The sequence below is a fragment of the Sphingomonas sp. genome (assembly GCF_019746665.1).
In the GTDB taxonomy this organism is placed as follows: Bacteria; Pseudomonadota; Alphaproteobacteria; order Sphingomonadales; family Sphingomonadaceae; genus Sphingomonas.
In genome coordinates this window covers 141,185-159,130 of record NZ_JAIERS010000012.1, presented here as the reverse complement: position 1 = coordinate 159,130, position 17,946 = coordinate 141,185, and the positions used below count along the sequence as shown (strand labels likewise).

At 66.4% G+C, this 17,946-nt stretch carries 27 protein-coding genes and 1 other RNA gene; 13 read left to right on the top strand and 15 right to left on the bottom strand.

Translation table 11 applies throughout. The features are described 5' to 3' along the window. Positions 1–20 precede the first annotated feature (20 nt). The 3 genes from clpX to K2X73_RS09150 all read left to right on the top strand — a co-directional run bounded on the left by clpX (position 21) and on the right by K2X73_RS09150 (position 2,187). Positions 21–1,286 (top strand): ATP-dependent Clp protease ATP-binding subunit ClpX, encoded by a 1,266-nt coding sequence (clpX, locus tag K2X73_RS09160; protein WP_294110127.1) that lies wholly within the window; start codon positions 21–23, stop codon positions 1,284–1,286. A gap of 12 nt (positions 1,287–1,298) precedes the next feature. Then, positions 1,299–1,886 carry a GNAT family N-acetyltransferase gene (locus K2X73_RS09155; RefSeq protein ID WP_294110124.1) on the top strand — a complete coding sequence of 196 codons (588 nt, stop codon included), beginning with the start codon at positions 1,299–1,301 and terminating at the stop codon, positions 1,884–1,886. Between the two features lie 61 nt (positions 1,887–1,947). Beyond that, positions 1,948–2,187, top strand: a complete 240-nt coding sequence (locus tag K2X73_RS09150) for a hypothetical protein (RefSeq protein ID WP_294110123.1) — start codon at positions 1,948–1,950, stop codon at positions 2,185–2,187. A 3-nt stretch (positions 2,188–2,190) separates the two neighbouring features. Here the strand turns inward: K2X73_RS09150 and mtgA are convergent, their stop codons facing one another. After that, positions 2,191–2,868: a monofunctional biosynthetic peptidoglycan transglycosylase gene (gene mtgA, locus K2X73_RS09145; protein ID WP_294110121.1), complete on the bottom strand. Its 678-nt coding sequence runs from the start codon at positions 2,866–2,868 to the stop codon at positions 2,191–2,193. 51 nt (positions 2,869–2,919) lie between these two features. Between mtgA and K2X73_RS09140 the strand changes: the two genes are divergently transcribed. Continuing rightward, complete coding sequence (locus tag K2X73_RS09140; protein WP_294110119.1) at positions 2,920–3,381, top strand: GNAT family N-acetyltransferase; 462 nt, start codon at positions 2,920–2,922, stop codon at positions 3,379–3,381. A gap of 15 nt (positions 3,382–3,396) precedes the next feature. On the opposite strand, the gene K2X73_RS09135 is transcribed toward K2X73_RS09140, so the two are convergent. The 3 genes from K2X73_RS09135 to K2X73_RS09125 form a co-directional block, all read right to left on the bottom strand. Continuing rightward, the gene (locus K2X73_RS09135) at positions 3,397–3,966 is read right to left on the bottom strand and encodes an SOS response-associated peptidase family protein (RefSeq protein ID WP_294110118.1); all 570 of its coding nucleotides are present in this window, start codon (positions 3,964–3,966) and stop codon (positions 3,397–3,399) included. A 100-nt stretch (positions 3,967–4,066) separates the two neighbouring features. Next, positions 4,067–4,969 carry an RNA polymerase sigma factor RpoH gene (gene rpoH / locus K2X73_RS09130; protein WP_294110116.1) on the bottom strand — a complete coding sequence of 301 codons (903 nt, stop codon included), beginning with the start codon at positions 4,967–4,969 and terminating at the stop codon, positions 4,067–4,069. Between the two features lie 78 nt (positions 4,970–5,047). Next, positions 5,048–5,992 (bottom strand): RluA family pseudouridine synthase, encoded by a 945-nt coding sequence (locus tag K2X73_RS09125; RefSeq protein ID WP_294110114.1) that lies wholly within the window; start codon positions 5,990–5,992, stop codon positions 5,048–5,050. A 13-nt stretch (positions 5,993–6,005) separates the two neighbouring features. On the opposite strand from K2X73_RS09125, the gene K2X73_RS09120 reads away from it, so the two are divergent. From K2X73_RS09120 to K2X73_RS09090, 7 genes are read left to right on the top strand one after another with little or no spacing between them, the layout of a single operon-like run. Beyond that, complete coding sequence (locus tag K2X73_RS09120; RefSeq protein ID WP_294110112.1) at positions 6,006–6,446, top strand: M67 family metallopeptidase; 441 nt, start codon at positions 6,006–6,008, stop codon at positions 6,444–6,446. A gap of 34 nt (positions 6,447–6,480) precedes the next feature. After that, positions 6,481–7,122: a histidine phosphotransferase family protein gene (locus K2X73_RS09115; RefSeq protein ID WP_294110110.1), complete on the top strand. Its 642-nt coding sequence runs from the start codon at positions 6,481–6,483 to the stop codon at positions 7,120–7,122. Between the two features lie 56 nt (positions 7,123–7,178). Then, positions 7,179–9,542 carry a chemotaxis protein CheW gene (locus K2X73_RS09110; protein ID WP_294110108.1) on the top strand — a complete coding sequence of 788 codons (2,364 nt, stop codon included), beginning with the start codon at positions 7,179–7,181 and terminating at the stop codon, positions 9,540–9,542. Beyond that, positions 9,539–9,970, top strand: a complete 432-nt coding sequence (locus K2X73_RS09105) for a chemotaxis protein CheW (protein ID WP_294110106.1) — start codon at positions 9,539–9,541, stop codon at positions 9,968–9,970. The genes K2X73_RS09110 and K2X73_RS09105 overlap by 4 nt, the downstream gene beginning before the upstream one ends. Before the next feature lie 55 nt (positions 9,971–10,025). After that, the gene (locus K2X73_RS09100) at positions 10,026–10,391 is read left to right on the top strand and encodes a response regulator (protein ID WP_294110104.1); all 366 of its coding nucleotides are present in this window, start codon (positions 10,026–10,028) and stop codon (positions 10,389–10,391) included. 22 nt (positions 10,392–10,413) lie between these two features. Continuing rightward, positions 10,414–11,481 carry a chemotaxis-specific protein-glutamate methyltransferase CheB gene (gene cheB, locus K2X73_RS09095; protein WP_294110103.1) on the top strand — a complete coding sequence of 356 codons (1,068 nt, stop codon included), beginning with the start codon at positions 10,414–10,416 and terminating at the stop codon, positions 11,479–11,481. Further along, complete coding sequence (locus K2X73_RS09090; protein ID WP_294110102.1) at positions 11,478–12,323, top strand: protein-glutamate O-methyltransferase CheR; 846 nt, start codon at positions 11,478–11,480, stop codon at positions 12,321–12,323. Before cheB ends, K2X73_RS09090 begins: the two co-directional genes overlap by 4 nt. A 3-nt stretch (positions 12,324–12,326) precedes the next feature. On the opposite strand, the gene rnpB is transcribed toward K2X73_RS09090, so the two are convergent. The 3 genes from rnpB to K2X73_RS09075 form a co-directional block, all read right to left on the bottom strand. Continuing rightward, positions 12,327–12,706, bottom strand: an RNA gene (gene rnpB / locus K2X73_RS09085) — RNase P RNA component class A. A 10-nt stretch (positions 12,707–12,716) separates the two neighbouring features. Then, entirely contained in the window at positions 12,717–13,424 is a 708-nt protein-coding gene (locus K2X73_RS09080; protein ID WP_294110101.1) for an N-acetylmuramoyl-L-alanine amidase, read from the bottom strand. Then, a complete protein-coding gene (locus K2X73_RS09075; protein WP_294110100.1) occupies positions 13,421–14,299 on the bottom strand; it encodes a DMT family transporter in 879 nt (292 codons plus the stop codon). The genes K2X73_RS09080 and K2X73_RS09075 overlap by 4 nt, the downstream gene beginning before the upstream one ends. A 114-nt stretch (positions 14,300–14,413) precedes the next feature. Between K2X73_RS09075 and K2X73_RS09070 the strand changes: the two genes are divergently transcribed. After that, positions 14,414–14,950: a J domain-containing protein gene (locus tag K2X73_RS09070; protein ID WP_294110099.1), complete on the top strand. Its 537-nt coding sequence runs from the start codon at positions 14,414–14,416 to the stop codon at positions 14,948–14,950. Beyond that, positions 14,935–15,255: a (2Fe-2S) ferredoxin domain-containing protein gene (locus tag K2X73_RS09065; protein ID WP_294110098.1), complete on the top strand. Its 321-nt coding sequence runs from the start codon at positions 14,935–14,937 to the stop codon at positions 15,253–15,255. Before K2X73_RS09070 ends, K2X73_RS09065 begins: the two co-directional genes overlap by 16 nt. Here K2X73_RS09065 and K2X73_RS09060 read toward each other — a convergent pair. The 8 genes from K2X73_RS09060 to pspB form a co-directional block, all read right to left on the bottom strand. Continuing rightward, positions 15,246–15,650 (bottom strand): SufE family protein, encoded by a 405-nt coding sequence (locus K2X73_RS09060; protein WP_294110097.1) that lies wholly within the window; start codon positions 15,648–15,650, stop codon positions 15,246–15,248. The two genes, K2X73_RS09065 and K2X73_RS09060, sit on opposite strands and share 10 nt — an antisense overlap. A 152-nt stretch (positions 15,651–15,802) precedes the next feature. Next, positions 15,803–16,042, bottom strand: coding sequence for a hypothetical protein (locus K2X73_RS09055; protein WP_294110096.1), 240 nt, complete (start codon positions 16,040–16,042; stop codon positions 15,803–15,805). Next, positions 16,039–16,290: a hypothetical protein gene (locus K2X73_RS09050; protein WP_294110095.1), complete on the bottom strand. Its 252-nt coding sequence runs from the start codon at positions 16,288–16,290 to the stop codon at positions 16,039–16,041. The genes K2X73_RS09055 and K2X73_RS09050 overlap by 4 nt, the downstream gene beginning before the upstream one ends. A gap of 26 nt (positions 16,291–16,316) precedes the next feature. Next, entirely contained in the window at positions 16,317–16,583 is a 267-nt protein-coding gene (locus K2X73_RS09045; protein ID WP_294110094.1) for a hypothetical protein, read from the bottom strand. A gap of 13 nt (positions 16,584–16,596) precedes the next feature. After that, a complete protein-coding gene (locus tag K2X73_RS09040; protein ID WP_294110093.1) occupies positions 16,597–16,923 on the bottom strand; it encodes a hypothetical protein in 327 nt (108 codons plus the stop codon). Between the two features lie 31 nt (positions 16,924–16,954). Continuing rightward, entirely contained in the window at positions 16,955–17,266 is a 312-nt protein-coding gene (locus tag K2X73_RS09035) for a hypothetical protein (RefSeq protein WP_294110092.1), read from the bottom strand. A 32-nt stretch (positions 17,267–17,298) separates the two neighbouring features. Beyond that, positions 17,299–17,673 (bottom strand): envelope stress response membrane protein PspC, encoded by a 375-nt coding sequence (pspC, locus tag K2X73_RS09030; protein WP_294110091.1) that lies wholly within the window; start codon positions 17,671–17,673, stop codon positions 17,299–17,301. A 3-nt stretch (positions 17,674–17,676) separates the two neighbouring features. After that, positions 17,677–17,946 (bottom strand): envelope stress response membrane protein PspB, encoded by a 270-nt coding sequence (gene pspB, locus K2X73_RS09025; RefSeq protein ID WP_294110090.1) that lies wholly within the window; start codon positions 17,944–17,946, stop codon positions 17,677–17,679.

The window sequence follows — 17,946 nt, the reverse complement described above, 5'->3', positions numbered from 1 at the left end:
TGGCGCGAAGGATGTTGTGAATGCCTAAAATGACCGGTGGCGATACCAAGAGCACCCTCTATTGCTCCTTCTGCGGGAAATCGCAGCACGAGGTGCGCAAGCTGATCGCCGGCCCCACGGTGTTCATCTGCGATGAATGCGTCGACCTGTGCAACGACATCATCCGCGAGGAAACCAAGTCCGCCCTGGTCTCCAAGAAGGACGGGGGGGTGCCGAGCCCGCAGGAAATCTGCGACGTGCTCGATGATTATGTGATCGGCCAGAGCCGCGCCAAGCGCGTGCTCTCGGTGGCGGTGCACAACCATTACAAGCGCCTCAATCACGGCCAGAAGGGCGCCGATGTCGAGCTCGCCAAGTCGAACATCCTGCTGATCGGGCCAACCGGCTGCGGCAAGACCCTGCTCGCACAGACGCTCGCGCGCATCCTCGACGTGCCCTTCACGATGGCCGACGCGACGACGCTGACCGAGGCGGGCTATGTCGGCGAGGACGTCGAGAACATCATCCTCAAGCTGCTTCAGGCGTCTGACTATAATGTCGAACGCGCCCAGCGCGGCATCGTCTATATCGACGAGATCGACAAGATCAGCCGCAAGGCGGAAAATCCCTCGATCACCCGCGACGTTTCGGGCGAGGGCGTGCAGCAGGCGCTCTTGAAGCTGATGGAAGGCACCACCGCGAGCGTGCCGCCCCAGGGCGGGCGCAAGCATCCGCAGCAGGAGTTCCTGCAGGTCGACACCACAAACATCCTGTTTATCTGCGGCGGCGCGTTCAGTGGCCTTGAGAAGATCATCGGCGACCGCCTGCAGGGCAAGTCGATCGGCTTCGGCGCGCATGTCGCCGCGCCCGAGGAGCGGCGCACCGGCGAGGTGCTGAAGAATGTCGAGCCCGAGGATCTGCTGAAGTTCGGCCTCATCCCCGAATTCGTCGGCCGCCTGCCGGTGATCGCGACACTGGAAGATCTCGACGTGCCGGCGCTGGTGAAGATCCTCACCGAACCCAAGAACGCGCTGGTGAAGCAGTATCAGAAGCTGTTCGACATGGAGAGCGTCGACCTCGGCTTCACCGACGATGCGCTGGTGACGGTCGCCAAGCGCGCGATCGACCGCAAGACCGGCGCGCGCGGGCTGCGCTCGATTCTGGAGGGCATCCTGCTCGACACGATGTTCGATCTGCCGAGCATGGACGGCGTCGATCAGGTGATGATCGACAAGGACGTGGTCGATGGCCGCAAGGAGCCGGTGCGCGTCTACGCCAAGAAGGAAAAGGCGGGCGGCGCCGCCTGACGCTGGCGCCGCATGACCTTCCGCCTCGCGACTCGTCCCGATCGCACCGCCGTTTCGGCGATGCTCGCGCGGGCATTCGCGAACGACCCGGCGATGGCGTGGCTCTACCCCAGCCCGGCGGTACGGGCGCGCAAGCTGCCGGCGCTGTTCGGTCTCCTGTTCGATAGCGATGCGGCGCATGGGCTGCGGCTGATGGGCGGCGGCTGCGAGGCGGCGACGCTATGGCGCGCGCCAGGCCATGCCCAGACCCCGCTCGGCGAGTTCCTGCGCTCCGCCCCACGATTGCTAGGCGCGTTCGGCCTCGCGCTCCCGCGCGCGCTGGCGCTGGCCGGCGCGATCGACGCGCATATGCCGCGCGAGCCCTTCTGGTATCTCCACATCGCCGGCTGTGATCCGGCGCATCAGGGGAAGGGGCTTGGGCGCGGGGCGGTGCGCGCCGGGCTCGACCGGATCGAGGCGAGCGGCGTGCCCGCATATCTGGAGACCGCGACCGAGGCCAATCTCGGCTTCTACCAGGCCCTCGGCTTCCGGGTGACGCACGACTGGCGCGTGAGCCAGAACGGCCCGCGCTTCTGGTCCATGCGTCGCGACCCAGCCTGATCCTACGGAACCGCCGTCGCACCGATCACGTTCAGCCTCCACCCAAAAACAGGAGGATGGGATGGCTGAGAAATATGACGCGCCCCAAACGACGGTGATCGAACGGCGTGGCGGGGGCGCGGGGCTGTTGATCGGAATCGCGGTGCTGCTGCTGGTGGCGGTCGTCGCCTATTTCCTGATCGTTCAGAACCGCAACGACACGCTGCGCACCGATGCCGTCACCAGCGCCGCCAAGGACGTGGGCGACACTGCCAAGAAGGCCGGCGACGCGGTCGAGCGCTCGGTCGATCCGAACAAATAAGTCCTAGCGCAGGCAGGCATCCAGCGCGGCCCGGCGGACCACGCCGGCCCGCGCCCGGATCGCCCCGCCATAGCGCCGGGTGAAACCGACCGGCGCGATCGCGGCGCGCTTCTTGGGGAGCGGCAGCACCGCCGCGATCCGCGCCGCCTCTATTGGGGTCAGCCGGGTGGCGTCATGCCCGAAATAGCGCTGCGTTCCGGCATTGACGCCGTAGGTGCCGATGCCGGTCTCCGCGACGTTCAGATAGACTTCCATGATCCGGCGCTTGCCCCATAAATTCTCGATCAGGAACGTGAACCACGCCTCGAACACCTTGCGGACATAGCCGCCGCCCTGAATCAAAAAGGCGTTCTTCGCCGTCTGCTGGCTGATCGTCGAGCCGCCGCGGATGCGCCCGCCCTTCTGGTTGCGGCGGTAAGCCGCCTCGATCGCCTTGGTATCGAAGCCGTTGTGGAGGCAGAAGCGTGAGTCCTCGCCCGCGATCACCGCGCGCGCCATGTTCGGATCGATCTTGGCCAGCGGCAGCCATTGCTGGGTGATGCTGTGGCCGCTCAGTAGATCGCCGATCATGGTGAAAGTGATCGGCGGGTTGACGAAGCGATACAGGCCCACCCACAGTATCGACAATAGCACGAAGCCAAGCACGGTCTTGAGGAGCAGGCTGAAGGCGCGGGCGAGCATGTCGCCCGGTTGCCACGGGGCGGGGGCGCGGATCAAGCGGAAGGGTGGGGCGTGTTCGACATTCGCGAGGACGATCTTTCAAGCGAACAAACCCGGGCGTTGCTGGCGCTGCACCTGAGCGGGATGCGCGATGGTTCACCGCCGGGCCATAGCTTCGCGCTCGATCTGTCCGGTCTGAAGCAGCCGGGGGTAACGGTTTGGAGCGCCTGGCGCGGCGATCGAATCGCGGGCATCGGCGCGCTCAAGTTGCTCGGTGACGGCGGGGCCGAGCTGAAGTCGATGCGGACCCACCCCGATTATCTCCGTCAAGGGGTGGGGGTCGCGTTGCTCGAGCACATCATCGCTGCCGCACGGTGCCGCGGAGTGCGGCGGCTGAGCTTGGAAACGGGGAAGGGAGCCGCCTTTGAACCGGCGCTCGCGCTCTATCGTCGGCGCGGCTTCGTGAACGGGCCGGCCTTTGCCGACTATGAGGCCAGCGACTTCAACCAGTTCCTGCACGTATCGTTGGCTTGACGGCGATCCTTTGGTTCAGATGACAGCCATTAGTTGCGACGGGAAAGGGTGCGCCAACGCCTGGCCGCCCGCATCGTCGGCCGCCAGCCAGCGCGCATAGTCGTCGGGCTGAAGGATCACCGGCATCGCCTTAGGATGGATCGCGGCGACCAGCGGGTTGGGCTCGCAGGTTAGGAACGCGAAGGCGGCGCCCTCCGATGTCGGCCGCCAGATGCCGGCAAAGGCGAACACAGGAAGGCTCGGTACGCTGAACCAACGTTTGATCTTGGCGCCTTTTTCGCCCTCCCACTCGCAGAACTGGGTAACCGGCACCAGGCACCGGCGGGCGGCATCGGCGAGCGCCGATCGCCAAAAGGGACTGGCCAGGTTGCGCACATTGGTCACTGGCGCGCGGGCAGAGGCGGGCGGTGGGAAGCCCCATCGCATCTGCTCCACCCGCCGCGCGCCGGATTGCTGCACGATTACCGGCGCGAGGCTCTTCGGGTAGAAGTCGCGGTCGCCATCGAACGTGAAGCTAGGCGTGGCGGCGTCGAAAAGCTGGGCTATTTCGCTTCCGGTTCGGCGGGCCGTATAGAGATTGCACATGCCACCAGCATAGCGCACGCGCGAAACGAAACGACAGGGGCAATCGGGCGCGATTGGAGCGGCGCTTTCCGCCAGCCCCATTCGCGTTGTCAGCGCCGGCTCAGATCGCCAGCAGCCGCTTTTCCCCCGCGACCCGCAGCATCGCCTTTTGCAGCTTCTCGAACGCGCGCACCTCGATCTGGCGGACGCGTTCGCGCGAGACGCCATAGACCTGGCTCAACTCCTCCAGCGTCTTCGGGTCGTCGGTCAGCCGGCGCTCGGTGAGGATATGACGCTCGCGATCGTTGAGCGAGCTCATCGCCGAGACGAGCATGTCGTGACGCACATCGGCTTCCTGCGCTTCGGCGACGCGCTCGTCCTGAAGCGGGCTGTCGTCGGCGAGCCAATCCTGCCACTGGCCCTCGCCATCCTCGCGCATCGGCACGTTCAGGCTGGTGTCGCCGCCCAGCGCCATGCGCCGGTTCATGCTGGTGACTTCGGCCTCGGTGACGCCCAGGTCGGTCGCGATCTTGGCCAAATCCTCGGGTCGCAGATCGCCGTCCTCGAACGCGTCGAGCTTGGCCTTCATCCGGCGCAGGTTGAAGAACAGCTTCTTCTGCGCCGCCGTGGTGCCCATCTTCACCAGGCTCCACGAGCGCAGGATGAATTCCTGGATCGAGGCGCGGATCCACCACATCGCATAGGTGGCAAGGCGGAAGCCGCGATCGGCCTCGAACTTCTTCACACCCTGCATCAGGCCGATATTGCCCTCGGAAATCAGCTCCGAAATCGGCAGGCCATAGCCGCGATAGCCCATCGCGATCTTGGCGACGAGGCGCAGGTGGCTGGTGACCAGTTTGGCCGCCGCCTCGGTATCGCCATGCTCCTCGAAGCGCTTGGCGAGCATATATTCCTCTTCGGCCGAGAGGATCGGGAATTTCTTGATCTCGGCGAGATAGCGGTTGAGGCTCGCCTCACCACCGAGCGCGGGGATCGTCGCGGGGACGTTGCTGCCGCTAGCCATGACCGAAACTCCTTTCCCTTTGACCCGAGCGGATAACGAAAATCCGACCGCGCTGAGGCACGGCCGCCGCTCCTACTCCTAGACACGAAGAATATTGAACAGTTCCTGCATGTCTGCAGGGAGTTCGCTATCGAACGTTAAAGCGCTACTGTTAATGGGGTGAATGAACCCCAGGTGAGCGGCGTGCAGGGCTTGCCGACGGAAGTTGAGCGTTTCCAGAGGCCCACGCAGCGGATGAGTAGTTCTACCGTAAACCGGATCACCGAGCAAGCTGTGTCCGAGCGACGCCATATGGACGCGCACCTGATGCGTCCGCCCCGTCTCTAGCCGACATTCGACCAGCGCTGCATGACGCAGCGGCGACAGGGTTCGGTAGTGCGTCACCGCGCGCTTGCCGCCGGGCACGATCGCGATCTTCTTGCGATTGGCGGGGCTGCGCGCGAGCGGTGCGTCGACGGTGCCGGCGGGGGGCGCCGGTCGCCCCTGGACGATCGCCTTGTAGCGCCGATCGATCGAATGCGCGGCGAATTGGCGCGCCAGCCCCTCATGCGCGCGATCGTGCTTGGCAGCGACCATCAGCCCCGACGTATCCTTGTCGATCCGGTGGACGATCCCCGGCCGCGCGACGCCGCCAATGCCCGAGAGGCTGCCGCCGCAATGATGCAGCAAGGCGTTGACCAAGGTGCCGTCGAGATTGCCGGCCGCCGGGTGGACGACGAGCCCCGCGGGCTTGTCCACCACGATCAGATGCTCGTCCTCATAGGCGATCACCAGCGGGATGGCCTGCGCCTCGTTATGCGCGGGGGCGGGGCGGGGCAGGGCGATGGCGAACGCCTGGCCAGCCTCGGTCTTGCGCGCCGGATCACGGTGGAGGACCCCGGCAGCGTCGGACACCTGACCCGATGAGATCAGCGCTTTCATCCGCTCGCGGGAGATTTGGGGCACGGCATCGGCGAGGGCGCGATCGAGCCGCAGCCCGGAAGCCGCGACCTGTACTTGCACAACCTCAACCCCCCGGTCCATTGTGCAATGCGATATGGTCGCGCGCGTTTCCATTTCAAGCGCCCTGCTCGACGAGTTGCAGGCGGCGTCGGCGGCGAGCCCGGGGGCCGAGATTTGCGGGCTGCTATATGGCCGCCCTGACGCGATTTTCATGGCGGAGGCCTGCGCCAATGTCGCGCCGAGGCCGGACCGCGCGTTCGAACTCGATCCCGCCGCACTGATCGCCGCGCATCGACGCGCGCGGGCGGGCGGGCCTGCCATCATCGGCCATTATCATTCCCACCCGAGCGGCCGCGCCGAGCCAAGCGCGATCGATGCCGAGGCCGCCCCGCCCGATGGTGCGCTGTGGCTGATCCTGACGGCCGGGGAGGCGCGATTGTGGCGCGCCACCCCCGACGGAGCGTGGCACGGGCGCTTCGATCCGGTGCCGCTGGCGATCGACGCGCCTTGCGATGCGCCACCGCCTTCGCCATGAGGGGCTTTGTCTAGAAATTGGGGCGCCAGTTACCATGCCAGTCAGCGCGGTCGAGTTCGCCAGCCTGCTTTGTTCGCGGCTGTGCCATGATTTGTTGAGTCCCGTCGGGGCGCTCAACAACGGGCTGGAGCTGCTGGCGGACGAGAACGATCCCGAAATGCGCCAGCGCTGCCTCGATCTGCTCAGCGAGAGCGCTCGGGCAAGCGCGAACAAGCTTAAGTTTTTCCGCCTGGCGTTCGGCGCCGCCGGGGGCTTTGGCGAGACGATCGATGCCCGCGAAGCCCGTGCGGCGATCGAGGGGCTGTTCGGCGACAATCACCGCGTGAAGATCGGCTGGCTGGTCGAGGCGGGGGTGTTGCCGAAGCCGGCGATCAAGGTGATGCTCAACCTTGCGCTGATCGCCGGTGACGCGCTGGTGCGCGGCGGCCAACTCGACATCGGCGCCGAGCTGCAGGGCGAAACGATCGAGATCGTCGTGCGCGGCGATGGACCCCGCATCGTGCTCGATCCCGAATTGCGCAACGCGCTGACGGACGCCGATGAGAGCCTGATCACCCCGCGCGCGGCCGCTGCCTTCCTGGTGCGATCGCTCGTCGCCGAGAATGGCGGGCAATTGCAGGTTTCGCCACCCGATGCGCCGGTGCTGCTGTTCGGGGTTGCTTTCAACGTGCGGTAAACTGCTCTTTAACCGCTGATCGGCCATGAAACGAGCGCGTTAACGCGCGGGGGCTCATGGACGATCTGCTGCAGGAATTCATCGCGGAAACGCGCGAGACGCTCGAAGCGCTCTCGGGCGAGATCGTGATGTGGGAGGCCGCGCCCAGCGATCGGCAGCGGCTCGACGCGATTTTCCGCTTCGTTCACACCGTCAAGGGGAGCTGCGGCTTTCTCGATCTGCCGCGCCTGAGCCGCCTCAGCCATGCCGCGGAGGATGCGCTGGCGGCGGTGCGCGCCGGCGAGCGCGTGCCCGATACTCATCTTGTGAACGCGGTGCTCGCAATCGTCGATCGGATCGGCGAGATCATCGAGGCGATCGACGCGGGCTCTGCATTGGACGATAGTGGCGAGGATCTGCTGATCGCCGCGCTCGCGCCGGGCGGCGCCGGGGCGAAGGCGCAACCGCAGGCGGCGCTGGCGTCGGCGCATCAGGGTGAAGAAGGGGCCGTCACCGCGCCACGCGCCGCGAACCGTTCGGTTCGGCTCAGCGTCGAACTGCTCGACCGGATGATGAGCGGCATGTCCGAAATGGTGCTCGCCCGCAACGAGCTCGCCCGGCGGCTCCGCGACCAGGGGGTCGAGCCGGTGATCGAGGCGGCGCTCGAACGCCTGTCCCACACCGTCGCTGAGATGCGCGACACGGTGACGCGCACGCGAATGCAGAAGATCGACGCGCTCTTCTCCGCGCTGCCGCGGATGGTGCGCGATACCGCCGCCGAAGTCGGCAAGAGCGTGTTGCTGTCGATCGAAGGCGCCGATGTCGAGCTCGATCGCGAGATGATCGAGATGATGCGCGATCCGCTGGTCCACATCATCCGCAACGCGATCGACCACGGTATCGAAAGTCCGGAAATTCGCCGTGCCGCGGGCAAGCGCGAGCATGGCCGGCTCGTCGTTTCCGCCCGGCAATCGGGCAACCAGATCATCATCGAGATCATCGACGACGGCGGCGGCATCGATACCGAGCGGCTGATCGCCAAATATGCGAAGATTAGCGGGCGGAGCGAGGCGGAACTGCGCGCGCTGCCCGAACGCGCCAAGCTCGCTCTGGTGTTCGAGCCAGGGCTCAGCTCCAAGGACAAGGCGACCAGCATCTCCGGGCGCGGGGTCGGCATGGATGTGGTGCGCGCCAATATCGAGCAAATCGGCGGCCGGATCGAGCTGAGCTCCACGCCCGGCAAGGGTTTGGCCATCGCGATCCACGTACCGCTGACCTTGTCGATCATCTCGACGATCGTCGTTGGCGCCAAGGGGCAACGTTTCGCTCTGCCGCGCCAGGCGGTCGAAGAAATCGTGCGCGTGCGCGGTGACGCGATCCGTATCGACATGCTGGGCGACACGCCCGTCGCCACCGTGCGTGACCGGCGGCTGCCGATGATCGCGCTCGACGGGGTGCTTGGGCTGGCGCATTCGACCGATGCCCCGGTGATGCTGGCCATCGTGGCGATCGGCGGCGGCAGTTACGCGCTTGCCGTCGACGAGGTGCACGATACCGAGGAATTGGTGATCAAGCCCGCGCCGCCGGCGGTGATGGCGACGGGGCTTTATGCCGGGCAGACATTACCCGACACCGGACGGCCGATGCTGCTGCTCGATTGTTCGGGACTGGCACAGAAGGCAGGGCTGCGCTTCGGGCGGGATGCACTGGTCGAGGAGGACTCCCCTGTCCAGGCCTGCGAGGACACTGGACGGACGGCGCTGTTGTTCGTCGATCTGGACGGGCAGCGCCGCGCCGTGTCGCTGGACGTAGTCGACCGCGTGGAGCCGGCGAACCCGGAGGCGGTTCGCTTCAGCGCGGGCAAGCTTCGGCTCGCGATCGACGGCACCGTCGTGCCGCTTGCGACGCTCGCGGGCGACGGTGCGCTCGATCTCATCGCTCAGCGCGGCGCGATCAGCGTGCTGCGAATGGCTGATGGCGTTGCCGAGATCGGCTATCCGATCTCCGAAGCTCTCGACATTATCGGATTGACGGATGCGGTGGTGCCGGCGGGTGTTCCGGGGCCTATCTCGGGAATCGTGATGGTCGACGGCGAACCCATCGAATTGCTCGACGTGCACTGGCTGTTCGGCACCGTCGTCGACACGGCGCGACCCAAGGTTCCGCCGCTCTGCCTGTTCGCCGGCGGCGAGGCGCGCTGGATGGAGAATTTCCTGCGCCCGGTGCTGGAGGCGTCGGGCTATCGCGTGGCCAGCGGTGCGGCCGACAATGAAGTGCCTGCCGTGGTGCTGGCGATGGAGGGCGAGGAGATCGCGGCGCGTGCCCCTGTCGTGCGCCTGCGAACCCAGGTCGCGCCGGCGGGCCGAGCAGACAGCATCTATCGTTATGACCGCGCGGCGCTGCTCGCGGCAGTCGCGGCGCGCTCCGGGGAAGCAGCATGACAAGCAAATTGTTCCTGATCGCGCGTATCGCCGGTCGCGCGGTGGCGATCGATTCCGATCAGGTGGAATCGGTCGTCGATGTGCCCGAAATCACACCGGTGCCGGGGGCGGGAGCGGTCGTCCATGGCCTCGCCGCGCTTCGCAGCCGGGTGGTGACAGTGATCGACACCTGCATCGCGCTCGATCTCCCGCCGTCAGAACGAGCCGCGCGACGCGCCGTAATCACGCATGTCGACGGCCATCACTATGCGCTCCCCGTCGATCAGCTGGAGGATGTGGCGATGTTCGATCTGCTGCCGCTGTCCGACGGGTTGGCGATCGAGGGCGGCTGGGCGCGCGCCGCCGCGGGGCTGATCGTGCGCGAGGGCGATCCGATGCTGGCGATCGATCTGCGAGCTCTGATCCCCGGCTTGGCCGCGGCTGCTTAACGTTAAGGTCAGACTTTTCTGCGACCGAGATAGTGAACCGAAAAAGGTGCCCGAGATGAAGACTTGCCTGGTGGTTGATGATTCGAAGGTGATCCGCAAGGTCGCGCGGCACATTCTCGAGACGATGGATTTCCAGGTGAGCGAGGCGGGCGACGGGCGCGAGGCGCTCGATCATTGCCTAGCGAGCGTGCCCGATGTCGTGCTGCTTGATTGGAACATGCCGGTGATGAGCGGCATGGATTTCCTGAAGGCGTTGAAGGACAGCGAGCTGCCGCGCCGACCCAAGATCGTGTTTTGCACGACCGAAAACGGCGTCGCCTATATCCGCGCGGCGATCGAGGCCGGGGCGGACGAGTATGTGATGAAGCCGTTCGACCGCGAAACGCTTGAGTCCAAGCTGCAGATCGTCGGCGTCGCCTGATCGCTGCAAGGGGGTTTCCGCCATGCCCGCCAGGCCACAAAAGCTTGCCGCGTTCACCACGCAGGCGCCGCCCGCACGCATCCTGATCGTCGATGACTCGGTCGTCGCGCGCGCTGTGATCGGCAAGATGATCGAGTCGAACCCGCGCTTCGTCGTGGCAGGCGCGGTCGCTGATGCACATGCCGCGCTCGATTTCCTGCAGCGCGAAACGGTTGACGTGATCCTGCTCGACATCGAGATGCCGGGCGTCGACGGCCTGACCGCGCTGCCCGATCTGCTCGCGGGCGGACGCGGCGCGCGCGTCATCGTCGTTTCCTCAAGCTGCGCCGAGGGTGCCGCGGCGACCATCCAGGCCTTGACCCTTGGCGCGGCCGACACGCTGGTGAAACCGGGGCTCGGCAATCTGGTCGGCAAGTTCGGTGACATGCTGACGGAGAAGATCGCACGGTTGTTCGATGCCGATGACGCGGGCGCCAATCGGTCCCTGCCCGCCGCCACCGCCGGCGCGGTTAGCGATTTCGATATTGTCGCGATCGGTGCGTCGACCGGCGGCATCCATGCGCTGAGCCAGATGCTGCGCGCGGTGCCGCCCGCCTTCCAGGCGCCGATGCTGATCACCCAGCATCTGCCGCCCTCGTTCATGCCCTATTTCGCGGCGCAGATCGCGGTGCTGGCCGGGCGGCCCTGCGAGGTGGCGCAAGAGCATCTGCGGATCAAGCCGGGGCGGATCGTCGTCGCGCCGGGCGACGCGCATTTGCGTTGCGCACGCTATGGCGACGCCGTCGTCGTGCGCCTGACCAATGAGCGCGTGGCGAGCGGATGCCTGCCCTCGGTCGATCCGATGTTCGCCTCGGTCGCGGAGACGTTCGGCACGCGGGCGCTGGGCGTCGTGCTGTCCGGCATGGGCCGCGATGGCGCCCAGGGAGCGGCGCAGCTGTCACACGCCGGCGGCGCGCTGGTGGTGCAGGACAAGGCAAGCTCGGTCGTTTGGGGGATGCCGGGCGCCGTGGCGCAAGGGGGCTTCGCGCAAGCGGTGCTGCCCCCAGATGAGATCGGCCGGCTGATCGCCGCCGGCAAGCGCCCGCAATGATCGTCGATCGGCGCGTGCCCCCGCCCACCACCAGCGCGATGGTCGTGGTGGCGGCATTGCTCGAACAGCGGACCGGCCAACAGATCTCCGCCAATCGCAGCTGGCGCATTGAAACCGCCCTGAAACCGCTGCTCCGCACGCGCGGGTGGCCGACGCTTGAAGCGCTTGTCGACGAACTGCTTCGCGATCCCAACGGGCTTGTCGCCGAGCAGATCGTGGATGCGTTGCTCAACCAGGAAACCTCGTTCTTCCGCGACGCCCCGGTGTTCGAAGCGTTGCTCACCGCGATGAGCGGGTATCGTGCCGAGGGCCGCCGTCCGCGCATTTGGTCCGCTGCCTGTTCAAGCGGCCAGGAGCCGCTCTCGTTGGCGATGCTCCTTGCCGAGCAGGCGCGCAATGGTACGCCGATCGAGGCGGAGATCGTCGCGACGGATGTTTCCGAGGCCATTCTCGCCCGGGCGCGTGCGGGCCGTTATTCGCAGTTCGAGATTCAGCGCGGCCTGTCGGTGCGCCGGATGATCGACTGGTTCGAGGCGATCGGCCCCGATTGGATCGCCCGCCCCGAACTCGTCAACCGGATTACTTTCCGCCGCCATAACCTGGTGAGCGATCCGGCCCCGCCGGGACGGTTCGATATCGTGCTTTGCCGCAATGTGATGCTCTACCTGTCGCCCGCGCTGCGGCGCTCGGTGCTCGATCGCATCGCGCAGGTGCTGCGGCCGGGCGGGCTGCTCGTGCTCGGCGCGGGGGAGACGGTTATCGGCCATAGCGAGGCCTTCGTCCCTTCGGCGCGCTACAAGGGGCTGTATGAGCCCGAGAGCGGCGCGCGCGCCGCCGCCTGAAACCTTGCCAGAGGGTCTGTAAGCCGGGTTCTGTCCACCCCAGACGGGGTTGGGCGACCATTCCTCTTGGCCGGCGCTCGCACGCCGGCTCCAGCAACCAACCCGGGCAGCGGGCCGGAGAAGCCCTGGCGCGCAGCAATGCTGGGCCGTGCCGCCCCTATTCGGTCTTGCTCCCGGTGGGGTTTGCCATGCCACGCCCGTTGCCGGCCGCGCGGTGCGCTCTTACCGCACCCTTTCACCCTTACCGCCCGGTTCTGAGCGGCGGTCTGCTCTCTGTGGCACTGTCCCTGGGGTCGCCCCCGCCGGGCGTTACCCGGCACCGTTTCTCCATGGAGCCCGGACTTTCCTCGACGCCGAAACGCCGCGGCCGCCCGACCCTCTGACTCCTCCGCCTTAATCGTCCCCTTGTGGCTTTGGCAACAGCAGCGCGAGCAGGATCATGCGGCATTCGGCATCGATCTCACCGTCGATCAGCTCGGGGCGGAAGCGGCGCTGGAAGGCCATGATCGCCGCCATCGGATCGCTCACGTCATAGCCGAAGCGTTCGAGCGCGAGCAGGAAGCCGCTCTCGGTCCAATGGGGGTCCATCAGATTCTTGGTCGGGCGCGGGAGCGCGAGGCGCAGCCGGGCGAGCATTCCCCAGGGAAACAGCTCGCCGGGGTCGCGCTTGCGCGCGGGCGCCACATCCGAATGGCCGACGATATTGCCCCGCGTGATGGCGTAGCGCTCCTTGATCGAGGCGACGAGGCGGATCACCGCGTCGATCTGGGCATCGGGGAAGGGGCGGTAGCCAAACTCATGGCCGGGATTGACGATCTCGATGCCGATCGAAACCGCGTTGACGTCATCCCAGTCTCGCCAGTGCGATTTGCCCGCGTGCCAGGCGCGCTTGTCCTCATCGACCAGGCGCAACACCACGCCATCCTCGGCGACGACATAATGGGACGAAACTTTTGCCGCCGGATCGCGCAGTCGGGCGATCGCGCCCTCGGCGGTTTCCATGCCGGTATAATGGAGCACGATCATCGTGATCGGCCCGCTGCGCTCGTTGAAGTTCGGGGAGGGTGCCTCGATAACCGGCGGCATGTCGAGCGGGGTCATGCGCTCCGCGCCGCCGTCCGCATGGTGACGATCGCCACCCCCGCCATTGCCAGCGTGCCCCCAAACAGCATGATCATGGTGACAGGGGTGCCGAAATACCACGCCGCCGTAAAGACCGAAATCACCGGCGCCGCGAGCGTGAACGGGGTAACCGTCGTCACCGGATGGCGCTGCAGCAGCCAGGCGAGCGCGCCGTGCCCGCCCAGCGTCGAGCCGATCGCCGAGAAAGCGATCCAGCCGAGCGTCGACAGCGGCAGCGCCGGCAGCGCGGCGACCGCGCGCGGTTCGAAGGTGATCGCGGCGGCGCCGAGGCCGATCGTGCCCCACAGCGCGATCCAGCCATAGAGCGTCAGCACGGGCACTCCGCGCAGCCGACGCTGGATCAGCGAACCGATCGCCCAGATGAGGCTCGACAGCGCGGTGAGCGCGAGCGCCGGCCCCTCATGCGCCGCGGCGGGATCGAATACCAGCACCGCCACCCCGCCCAGCGCGAGCGCGATTCCGGTCAGCCGGGGCCAATGGATGCGCTCCCCCTGGAACAGCACCGCCAGGATCAGCGCGAAGGGTACGCCCAATTGCCCAGCGATCGCCAACGCCCCCAAATTGGTCGCGAGCGCGAGGGAGAGATTGATGACGATGTAGAACGCGACCCCCAGCAGCAGCCCCAGCGCGCTGATCGCCGCCATGCTGCCAGGCACGCGCCGCAGCGACCCGGCACACACCGCGAGCACGATCGCTTGGCGGAGGAACGCGGCGGTGAGCGGCGCGACCAGCACCACCGATTGCTTCACCGCGATGATGTTTAGCCCCCAGAACAGGTTCATCATGACGACGACAGCCAGATCGAGCGGGCCGAAGGGGCGGGTTGGTTGCATCACCGTGAAGCTTGGCGGTGCGGGCGGCGGTTGTAAACCGGCACGGTCGTGATGCCATCGAGGCCGTGCTTTTGGCAGTTGCGCCGCCGCCCTGGCCGCCTATTTGGAGGCGCTATGCCGCGGCCGACACGCACCAACGACTGGGGTTTTCCGCGCTGGCGCGGCTATGGCAGCGCGCGCGATGCGCAGGCGGTGCGGCTGTGCGACCGCGAGGGATGTAGCGAACCGGGCAAATGCCCCGCGCCCAAATCGCCCAATAGCCCCGATCGCTGGTATTTCTGTGAGCGCCACGCGGCGGAATACAATGCCGGCTGGAACTATTTCGAAGGGTTGAGCGCCGAGGAAGCCGCTGCGCGCGAGGCGAAGGAGCGGCGCGAGGCAGCGGGCTTCACCGCCTCGCAACATAATCGCTGGGCGGGGCCGGGCGACGGCAGCCGATCGCGTGACGAGATGCGCGCGCTCGAAGCGCTCGAGCTCGAACCCGATGCCGATTTCGAGGCGGTGCGTGCGGCCTGGCGCCGGCTCGCCAAGGAACTCCACCCCGATGTCCGCCCGAACGACGCGGAAGCCGCCAAGCGCTTCCAGCAGGTGCAGGCGGCCTATGAAGTGCTGCGCGCGGCGGAAGAGCGGAAAACATGGCGCCCGGCGTGACCAAGTTCGTCAAGGCCGAGTGGGACACCGCCATCCTGGTCTGCGCCAAATGTTCCAAGCGGCTGGATGGCGGTTTCGGCAAGAAGGGCAAGCAGCGCCTCGCCAAGGCGCTCAAGGCCTATTTGGGGGTCAAGCGCTTCCGCAAAAGCCGGCTCGGCGTGGTTGAGGTCAAGTGCCTCGGCGTCTGCCCGCGCGGCGCGGTGACGGTGGTGAACGCCGCCGACCCCAAACGCTGGCGGCTGGTGCCCAAGGGAGCCGATCTCGCCGAGGTGGCGGCGGGGCTGGGGATCGGCGTTCAGGCGTAGCGCCGCGCCGTTTCGCGGATCAGGGCGATCATGTTGGGGATGCCCTGCGTGCGGTTCGAGCTGAGCTGATTCTTCAGATCGAACGGCGCCAGCGCGCCTTCAATGTCGACCGCCAGAATGTCGGCCGCCGGCCGATCCTGCACCGTCTTCAGCACCAGCGCGATGATCCCCTTGGTGATCGCCGCGTTTGAGTCCGCCAGGAAGCGCAACCGGCCATCGTCCAGCCGCGTGGGATAGACCCATACCGAGGCGGAGCAGCCCCGCACCAGCGTCGCCTCGGTCTTGAGCGCTTCGGGCATCGGCTCCAGCGCACGGCCAAGATCGATCAGCAGGCGATAGCGATCATCGGCGTCGAGAAAGCCATATTCGTCTTCAAGTTCGGCGAGAGTCGTCATGGGGAAGGGCGCTAGCGGCTTTTGCCGTCGGAGCAAGCCTGCGCTTCAGGCTTGGCTCGCGGGGCTGGGCCTTGGCCTTTGCCGGGGAAGGTTTTGGACGCACCCCGGTTTCTTCTCCGGCGCAGGCCGGCGCCTAGTCTCGTGCCCTGTAACTACAGATCCACCCCGGCCGCGATGGCTTCCAGCTTGCGGATGCGCTCTTTAAGATCGGCGATTTCGATGCGGGCGCTAGCCGAGGGCACTGCTGGTTCACCACCACCGCCGAGCCGCGCCAGCTCCAGCTGCTTCAGCTGCAACCAGCCGCGCCAGCCGGCGAGCGTCGCCACGGTGACCATCGCGAGCGCGGCGAGCCCGGCGCTGGCGATCGTTAGATAGAGCATCGGATCGGTCATGAGTCCCTCCGGTCGCGCAGCCGCTCGATTTCGCGGTCGAGCCGCGCGGCGTTGCTGTTGTCGTCGGTCGCGAGCTTTTCGAGCACCGCGATGCGTTCCTTGAGTGCGCGTATTTCCTCGTGCTGGCGGATGAAGTCGCCATTCTCCTGAGGGGGCGGGGTGAGGCCGCGGCCCTCGTAGCGTGCGCGCAAGATTCTGCCGATGGTGACGATCAGGACGATCGCGACCACCATCTCTGCCCATTGCATGGTTCTGGCCTCCTTGGCCTTGGGGGTTAGTTAAGCGGCTTGTCGCGCAACCGTTCGATTTCGTCGGCGAGACCCATACCGCGATCGGTGACGATCCGCTCGAGCACCGCGACGCGCGCTTCGAGCCGTTCCTGCCGCGCCGAGTCGATCGAGGCGCGTTCGCGGGCGAGTTGGGCCTCGACTTCAAGCTTGCGCTGCTGGAAGCGCAGCCAGGGCCGCACCACGACACCGCCGAAGATCGCCATCAGGCCGCAGCAGATGCCGAGGATCGGAATGAGGACGGGGTTGATCATCGGTCCATTCCCTTCAGTTGGCGCGGCCGCGCAGCGCCTCGATCTCGCGTTCCAGGCTGTGCGCGCCGTCGGTCACGATCCGCTCGACATTGACGAGCCGGTCCTTCAGCGAACCGAGTTCGGCGCGCAGCTGGGCATTTTCCTGGCTCAGCAGGCGCACGCGCTCGATGATCTCGTCGTTGTGCTTGGGGTAGAGCGCTTGGCCCCATTGCCCATCGAGCGGATAGCCGTGCTTCACCCGAAGCCAGGTGGTGTAAACCCATCCGCCAACGCTCAAGCCGATCACGATGATCACGAGCGGGGCGATCCGCATTACCATTTCACCGAATTCAGCGTGCATGATCGAATTCCTGTTCGCTAGAGCTTGGGTGTCAGCGCAGCGCGTCGATCTGGCGGGCGACCCGCTCGGCGGGATCGGTGGCGATCCGTTCGAGCACCGCGATCCGCTCTTCCAGCCGGCTGATCTGGCCGGTCAGCTTCTCATTCTCGCTGGTCAGCAGCTCCAGCGTGCGCGCGGTCCGCGGATAATCTTCGCGCATGTCCTCGTCGGTAATCTTGCTGACGCTCGCGCCCCATTCATTTTCCACGGGATAGCCATGCTTGGCCCGGATCCAGCTCGTGATCACCCAGCCCAGCGTCGACATGCCGATGATCGCGAGGACGAAGATTTGCCCTGAACTCATTTTATTTCACTCCCCCAAGGGGCGGTTGTTGATCAGCGCAGGCTGTCGATTTCGTCCGACAGGCGCTTGTTGCGGCTGGTGTAGAGCAGTTCGATGTCCGCCAGGCGGCGATCGATGTCGCGGAATTTCGAGCGGACCTCGGCGGTCGAGCGGCGCGGGTTGCTGCGCACGCCCTGCCAGAATTTGGCATCGTCTGGCCCTTCATACAGCCCCGCTGGCTTTTTGTCCGCCGCCCAACCGATCACCAGATACACCAGCAACGGCCAGCCAAAGGCGCAGGTGAGCACAACGGTACCGATGCGGATCAGCAGCGGGTCGATCCCGGTATAATCCGCGATCCCGGCGCAGACGCCCATCACCTTCGCGTTCTGCTTGTCGAGGTAGAATTTCGTACGGCTGACGCTCATTGGTCAGTTCCTTTTCGAAAGGTCATAGTCAGGCCGCTCGGCGAGCGGCATGTTGGGGCGCCAATCGGGGTGATCGGCCGCGATGATCCGTTCGACGGTCGCCAGCCGATCGTCCAGCCGGCGCGCCATCATATAGAGTTCATCGAGCAGCTTCTCGTCCTCGTCGGTGATCTTGGGCGCCTGCCGCCACTTGGTAACATAGTGCAGGACCATCCAAGGCAGCGCGACGAACAGGATACCGACGACGCCCAGCGGGATGAGGACTTCGGACAC